Source organism: Endozoicomonas sp. ONNA2, assembly GCF_024606365.1.
Lineage (GTDB): Bacteria > Pseudomonadota > Gammaproteobacteria > Pseudomonadales > Endozoicomonadaceae > Endozoicomonas.
Genome location: NZ_JAHHPO010000255.1, coordinates 1 through 4977, shown reverse-complemented (window position 1 = coordinate 4977; position 4977 = coordinate 1). Strand labels below are relative to the sequence as shown.

At 40.5% G+C, this 4977-nt stretch carries 5 protein-coding genes; all 5 read left to right on the top strand.

The features are described from left to right. Positions 1-36 precede the first annotated feature (36 nt). The 5 genes from KDK14_RS04540 (at position 37) to KDK14_RS04520 (ending at position 4769) form a co-directional block, all read left to right on the top strand. Positions 37-828, top strand: a complete 792-nt coding sequence (locus tag KDK14_RS04540; RefSeq protein ID WP_257263831.1) for a hypothetical protein — start codon at positions 37-39, stop codon at positions 826-828. A 101-nt stretch (positions 829-929) separates the two neighbouring features. Continuing rightward, positions 930-2339: a CHASE2 domain-containing protein gene (locus KDK14_RS04535; protein WP_257263830.1), complete on the top strand. Its 1410-nt coding sequence runs from the start codon at positions 930-932 to the stop codon at positions 2337-2339. A gap of 14 nt (positions 2340-2353) precedes the next feature. After that, complete coding sequence (locus KDK14_RS04530) at positions 2354-2737, top strand: hypothetical protein (RefSeq protein ID WP_257263829.1); 384 nt, start codon at positions 2354-2356, stop codon at positions 2735-2737. A gap of 54 nt (positions 2738-2791) precedes the next feature. Then, complete coding sequence (locus KDK14_RS04525; RefSeq protein ID WP_257263828.1) at positions 2792-4195, top strand: M48 family metalloprotease; 1404 nt, start codon at positions 2792-2794, stop codon at positions 4193-4195. A 190-nt stretch (positions 4196-4385) separates the two neighbouring features. After that, positions 4386-4769 carry a hypothetical protein gene (locus tag KDK14_RS04520; protein WP_257263827.1) on the top strand — a complete coding sequence of 128 codons (384 nt, stop codon included), beginning with the start codon at positions 4386-4388 and terminating at the stop codon, positions 4767-4769. Positions 4770-4977 lie beyond the last annotated feature (208 nt).

Genomic DNA, 4977 nt, shown 5'->3' with positions numbered 1-4977 from the left:
ACGATAGCTGGATCGTACTAATGATTGGTATATCAAATGATTAAAAATATAAAAAATAATAAGTTTGTAGCTATAGTGGTTGTTTCTTTATTTATTGGGATGTTAGTTCTTATACCTTCTTCAGAAGAAATACCAGTGCCTGTGAAAAAATTTTATTATGTTGATAAGGATAAGAGCTCTGGTTTTATTAGGGAAATATCCAGCCTTCCATCCACCAGGTTTTTTTCTTTTGATTCTAACGCCATTTCTATAAGAGGGTATAATGTACTTGAAGAAAACAGAGGGGTAAGAGAGGTTTATTATCTTACTCATGATGAGTTTTATGATATTAGATCTCAATTGGAATACTTAAGAATTAAAACAGTTACGGATAGTCAGCTAGAAGATTTGATTGATGTATTAAAAATAATGAAAAAAGAGATTAATAACATTAATAATTCTACCTTTAGCATCCCAGTTGATAGTTGTTCAGAAGACGTATTCAAATCAACTATGCCAGAGTTCTTGCTATATCGTATCTGCATGTTTAAAGATCAATCAAAGCTTTATTACGCGAGGTTTTATAGTGAAGACATTGGCCGTATTATTGTGGTTAGTGATAAACAACATGTGATAAAAGATAAAGAAGGGATGGCGATAGAGGTTAAAAGTGTTGAGGAGTATTTAGAAAAGGTCTTGTCAGAAAAACAATTCTTTGGATTAATTTCTTCATTGGAAATCAGGAATGAGAATCGGGACAATTTTAAAAGCTCCCTTATTCGATTGCATAAGGAAAATTATAATTTTATTTTCAGATTTTTTGATGATTTTTTTCCGTTAGATTCGTAGCAATCTGTTGTCAGCCCTTTCCAGTGGGAAAGCTGGGACCGGTTCTTGCTGAAATTTTATGATTCGAAATCCTTCTACTGTTAATAATAAGGATATAGATAATGGCAAAAGGAGCCAGAATACCATCTCTGATGGCAATGGTAGCCAGAATAATAGAGTCTCGGGCATGGAATTTTTTTGAGCCCTATCTGAAAGCACTGACATACCTTTTATTGGGCTTTTCTGGAATTGTATCCAATCCGTTTGGGCTGAGTGATGCAAGCAATATTGCTTCAGAAAATGCATATGACTGGATTACGTCCTCCTTTTATGAAAGTTACCGTGAGCAGGCTGAAGACAATATTCTTGTTGTATTGGTAAATGAGACGTCCATAGACAACCTTTACCAACGGGAACCACGCTTTCTGGATTCTAATGAATGGCCTTTGACCTACATGGATCATGCTAACCTTCTGTCAACAATGATCAGGTTCAATCCTGCCGCTGTTTTTGTCGACATCATGTTTTATCGAGAAAGGTCCACTGATCAATCGCTTGATAGAGCACTCAACAAATTGGCAAGACAGCTGGGCAACGGAGAAAATACTACAGAATTATTTTTTGCCCAAGGGCCAACGAACACGATAATGACCGATCAAATGAAAGCCAGGCTCGGTTCGATAGGCTCATTGGTTGTTAATAGTTGGGCTGGTTCATTCAATAGTTATCCTCTGGCAATTGAATCTGGCATATCAGCATCAATGGCACTTTTCCAGGCAGCGTGCCTGAAGTCCCAGTCATACCCGGGCTGCGCTGATTTCAATAACGAAGCCGAGTTCAACATCCCGCTCAAAGTGATATGGGGGAGTGATACTCCAGAACCCATCATGACTTACCGGCAGGAAGAATGTCAGACTCCACCTGACACACTGGCCAGCAAAGTATGGTCCACTTTCGTAAAAGCCAGTAAGGGCTTTGTTGGGAAAAGTGCTGAAGATGAGACGCTTTGTGGCTTTACCCAGTATATATATGCGGATGAGTTGATCGAACTGGAACGCAGTGAACATCCTGAAGATAACGCACTGTTAGGTAAATTGCTCGAAGGCAGTATCATTCTGTACGGTACGGCGTTTGATGATATTGATGACAGAGTTATTTCACCTGTTCACCGTTCTGTACCCGGTATTTTCTTCCATGCCATGGCATTGGACAACCTTCTTTCCCATGGAGGTGATTATCGAAAAAGTTTTGACGGGCAAACCATCAACCTGCTTTTCTGGACTTTATGGGTAGTTGTGATCAGCATTTGGCTTGCTCACCGTAAAGAGGGTGTTCCTGCACTAAAAGGCATTGGTTGCCTATTTGTTTTTTTGATATTTATAATTCTGGTCAATCGGTTTATCCTTAACTATTCAATTGCTAACTGGATTGGCATGATGTTTATGGCAGGCACCATGTTGCAAATGATCAAATTTAAGGTTGTCGAGAATTTTATTTCCCGGGCCAAAAATAAAGTTAAATATCACCCATAACAAGAGGGAGAATAGTGAAAAAAACATTGGTTTCGCATTTATTGCTCAGCGGTCTTTTTCTGGCTTCTCCTGCTCTGTCTGATAATAATCCTCAGTCAAGCATCATTAAATACCTCGTTTCTGATGAAATCGAGATTCGGGAAGATGGTACTGAAGACTACCGATACCTCAAACTACAGGAGTTACCTGAGCCTGCGGTCCCCATATTGCGCGTGGATGCACAGTACCTCCAGATTCAGCTTGCTGATACCAAAAAGGTCTGGCTATCTTCTGCTGATGTAGTGCTAAGCAATGAGCCTGATATTTTAAATATTTGCCAGGAAAGCGTTATCAGCCGTTCTATGCAAGAGCAAAGCTATGGTATCCGTGGCGTTGGTGAGAATTGCAAAAAACAATAACACAAATCCTGCAGGGCACTGTTTATCAGTGCTGACACCATCTACGGAGGAAGCATGAACGCCTTTTTTATTCTTGTAATTGCCATGGGTATTACCGGTTGTACCAGTGTCCAGAAACTATCCGGCCTCGAAGATAAGAGCGGCCCACTGATTACAAACATCAAATCCGACTGGCCAGAAGAAAATACCAGCTCAGCGTCCACTCTTGAGCCTGAAAAGTCAGTGGTTGAGTGGAGAGCCCGGGACCGAACCGTTGTACGTATTGACCGGATAGAGAAACAACTCAATAAAAGACTGGAAGTTCTTTTAAAGCAAGTGCCGGAATTTCCACTTCAACCAAGGGTGTATGTAAGCACCTCAGGTGGATTTTCAGCTGAAGCCCTTAGCGATGGTGGCATATTTATCCCAGTGGGAGTACTGGTTCAGATTGACTATTTGGAAGAGCTGGATGCGCTGCTGGCTCACGAACTTGGCCATTTTATCCTGAAGCATCACACATCTGATCAGGTCAAACGCTGGTCAACCAATCTTGCTGGCAAAATGGGCATTTACTATGGAAATATTTTGACAGCTATAGGAGGGAATTCAATTCTGGATAAAGCAATCTTTAACCTTTGGAATGAAAGCGAAGAAAAAGATGCCGACAAATTGGCCATCGATATCCTTATTCGCGCTGGTGTAAATCCTGATGGTATGATGCTTGCGTTCAAAAAACTGGACCAGTATACAAAGCAGAAAAATAATATTCGCACATCATCAGACACTCTGAGTTACGGCCCCGAAGAACAAAAGAAAAAAAATGAGTATTCGTTAAGTGATCTTGTTGGTTTCAGTGATCGGGTTGTCGGGGCGGTAAGTGGTGGTTTGGGCATAGCCTCTCACGGTGGAGAAAATGAAAGAGCAACGGAGGCCAGAGCCTACATTCGGCATCACTACCCAAAGAGACCAAGAACAAAGCTGACAACTGCTACTTTTGCGAAAGATCCATCATTAAAAGCCCTTTTTGACCTGAATTCTGAAGTGTATGAGTTAATCTCAGCAGGAAAATACGACAAAGCGGCAATACTGGGGGAGCGGGCAATTCGCGGGGAGCTTTCAGAAAATCCCTATACTCGTTATGTCATGTTTCAGATCCGAAGCAAACAGGGAGAAAAGAAAAAAGCATCGTATAACCTAAAAAAAGCTTATGACTCTCCTGACACGCCACTCTACGTCCCTTACACCTATCTTCTCGCTGCAGATAAACGGCGAGATAAAAATGAAACAATGTACTTAGTCAACAAAATTGTGCAGGATTTTGATAATCCAATGTCTTTTATGCCCGATCAGGTACATTTCCTTAAAAAATATGGATATGAACAAGCATCCAATAAGGTTGCCTGGGTCTGCGCTGGATTAGGAGACTATCGATACTACGATAAATGCTCGAAAGCTAATAATGGTAAACTTTATAAGTAAATTTAAAAGAACCACGATAAAACTCGGGGTCGATCCTGGAAATTCAGGGACAGGTCTTTAATCTTGAGTTCCCTAAAAAAAAGGACCTGACCCTGCTTCGGTTTCTCAGTTTTTATTGTCAGGTACTTGTACCAAATAAAAAATAATTTATGATTCTGATAATTGATCAGAAGTTTCAAAGGTATTGTAAATGAAGTATTACAACCCCGATAAGCCATTAAATGTAAGAGAATGGCTCGTTCTTGATGATGAACAAAGAAAAATACTCGTCTCTGACTTTCATGAGTCCACAGAAGAAGAATTTCAAGATGCTGGTGCATTAACAATGCACTCTTTTATGCATGTGGTTGTTGAAAATCAGATCGCCACAAATGTTGATCTTGTCTCTGAAACGGTGACTAAATTGGTTAGGCAGGGGCTGTCACGGCATGAGGCACTTCATGCGATCAGTGCAATCATTGTGGAAGATATTTTTGATATGTTGAAGGGTACAAAAAGTGAATTTTCTCCCAAGAAGTACCGCAGAAAGTTCGAGAAAATTACGGCCAAGAGATGGAGAAAAGGCCAATATTAGAACCAACTGAGCCATTCATCGAACTCTTGCCAGTGTCAGGGGCAGATCCTTCTTTTTGATTTCGTGGCACAGTTCAATAAAGTCAGGTCGCCCCATTAGATTAAAATCATCAGATCAAAAATAAGAATTCACTTCCACTAAATAAGTAGCCGACCATATGGAATCGAATATTTCTGGCTACTTGGGCAGGTACTGTGCAAGGCACAAC

Coding starts and splice junctions, on each gene's coding strand:
- KDK14_RS04520 (WP_257263827.1), top strand. CDS start 4,386: ATGAAGTATTACAACCCCGATAAGCCATTAAATGTAAGAGAATGGCTC.
- KDK14_RS04540 (WP_257263831.1), top strand. CDS start 37: ATGATTAAAAATATAAAAAATAATAAGTTTGTAGCTATAGTGGTTGTT.
- KDK14_RS04535 (WP_257263830.1), top strand. CDS start 930: ATGGCAAAAGGAGCCAGAATACCATCTCTGATGGCAATGGTAGCCAGA.
- KDK14_RS04525 (WP_257263828.1), top strand. CDS start 2,792: ATGAACGCCTTTTTTATTCTTGTAATTGCCATGGGTATTACCGGTTGT.